Origin of the sequence: Halobacillus sp. BBL2006 (assembly GCF_000786645.1) — a bacterium.
Classification (GTDB): Bacteria; Bacillota; Bacilli; order Bacillales; family Halobacillaceae; genus Halobacillus.
In genome coordinates this window covers 1-1922 of the sequence record NZ_JRNX01000748.1, presented here as the reverse complement: position 1 = coordinate 1922, position 1922 = coordinate 1, and the positions used below count along the sequence as shown (strand labels likewise).

The window sequence follows — 1922 nt, the reverse complement described above, 5'->3', positions numbered from 1 at the left end:
TTCAGACCATATGAAAGAAACAAGCCGTTACTTGAAATATATCTTCAATGGTCATATTGCAGTGGCCATGCTCTTTTTCATCTCTGCATTAGCCTATTACTATCAACAATGGCTGGCAGACTTGCCTGAAGGGTTCCCGACATCATGGATTGTCGGGTTAGCATTCGGCTTTGTCGCCAGCTACAGTCCTGTTCGAACCTTGCTCAAAGAGCCGGACTTAGTTTTTTTATTGCCGGCAGAATATCAGTTGGATGATTATTTCAAAAGGTGTTTGTATTACAGCTTTTTGGTCCAACTGTATGTTGTCTTTCTCATTGCAGCAGCACTCGGTCCGTTGTATTTCGCCTCGTTTCCTGATCTAGGAACGAATCAATACTTAATGATGATCGGCGTCGTTTTAATTATTAAAGTTTGGAATATGCTTTCTAACTGGTGGATGTTAAAAGAACGTAATCCGAGGATAAGATTAACCGATCAAATCGTAAAAACCGTCTTGAATATTACAATTTTTTATTTTTTGTCAAAAGGAGACTGGATTTTTGCCAGTATCGTAACGGTTTTATTAGTGGGCGTCGTGCTTTACACGTATTCGGTTGCTCGCCAAAAATCCGGACTCGCCTGGGATTTGTTAGTGGAAAAAGATCAGCAGCGGATGCGGACTTTTTACCGGATTGCCAATATGTTCACAGACGTTCCTCATTTGAAAAACACAGTGAAAAAACGCCACGCGCTGGTCCATACTTTAGTATCCCGGATTCCTTACCGGCAGGATCATACCTTTACGTATTTGTATCGGATCACGTTTACGAGAAGCAGTGATTATTTAGGTATGTATTTCCGCTTAATGGTGATCGGCGGTTTAGCAATCTGGTTTGTTCCGAATTTATGGGTGAAGGTTGCTTTTGCAATCCTGTTCCTGTACTTGAGTGCTTTTCAGATGATGACACTTTGGAATCATCACCGCACGATTGCTTGGCTTGATCTTTACCCAGTAAAGCATGAGTGGAAGCGGGAGGCCTTACTTCAATGGTTGAGACAATTGATGTTGTTTCAAACGTTCTTGTTTGGATTATTGTTTGTATTGCAATGGAACCCGATAGGACTGGCAGTCGTATGGGTAGGAGGCAGCTTATTCAGTTTCGCCTTTATAAACGGATATGTGAAAGCAAAACTTACCTGATTGGTGGAGAGAGCGGAAAACCGCTCTCTTTTTCTATCATTTAACGGAGGGATAGACATGAACTACGAAACAAAAGTGAAAAACGAAGCGCTTCGCTGGAGTCGTTCATTAGAAAAGCGGTCCTCTGTGCTTCAGAGAACTTCAAAGCGAGTGCAATCTACGATCAACCAAAAGATACCTGACCGTATTCATGTAGTCGTAACAGAGAGCGTACGAACCATGATTGAAGTAGCTCTAACCACATCCGAATACATTCGTCCGATCAAAGTTGATCCAGCATGGACTTTTCAAGAAAGGGAAGAAAGAGTCAGAGAGAGGCTGAAACAATATAAAAAGATGGCTGCTTTCGAAGGAGCTGGAACAGGACTTGGCGGCTTTTGGTTAGGGGCAGCAGACTTTCCTTTATTACTTAGTATCAAGATGAAGTTTTTGTTTGATGCGGGCCAAATTTATGGGCTTGATGTAAGCAGATATGAAGAAAGAGTCTTTCTTCTTCATGTGTTCATGCTGGCTTTCTCGAGTGATGAAGCGAGAGGAAAGATAAGGGAGAGAGTCATGAATTGGAATGAATTAGAGGTGCAAGAAAAAAACTTGGATTGGAAGACGCTGCAAATAGAATATAGGGATACGCTTGATTTCGTGAAATTGATGCAGTTAATTCCAGGGTTTGGTGCCTTAATCGGGTATGTCGCAAATGGCCGGCTGTTAGAGCAATTAGGGGAGACGACGATGAATGCCTGCC

Annotated in this window: 2 protein-coding genes; both read left to right on the top strand. The window is 42.2% G+C overall.

Annotated features, from left to right (window positions below; translation table 11 throughout):
- Positions 1-1180, top strand: a 1180-nt coding sequence (locus LD39_RS19200) for an ABC transporter permease (RefSeq protein ID WP_035551977.1), incomplete at its 5' end; no start/stop codon positions are given.
- A gap of 57 nt (positions 1181-1237) precedes the next feature.
- Positions 1238-1922 (top strand): EcsC family protein (locus tag LD39_RS19195; protein ID WP_035551974.1); only part of this gene is annotated, 685 nt, incomplete at its 3' end.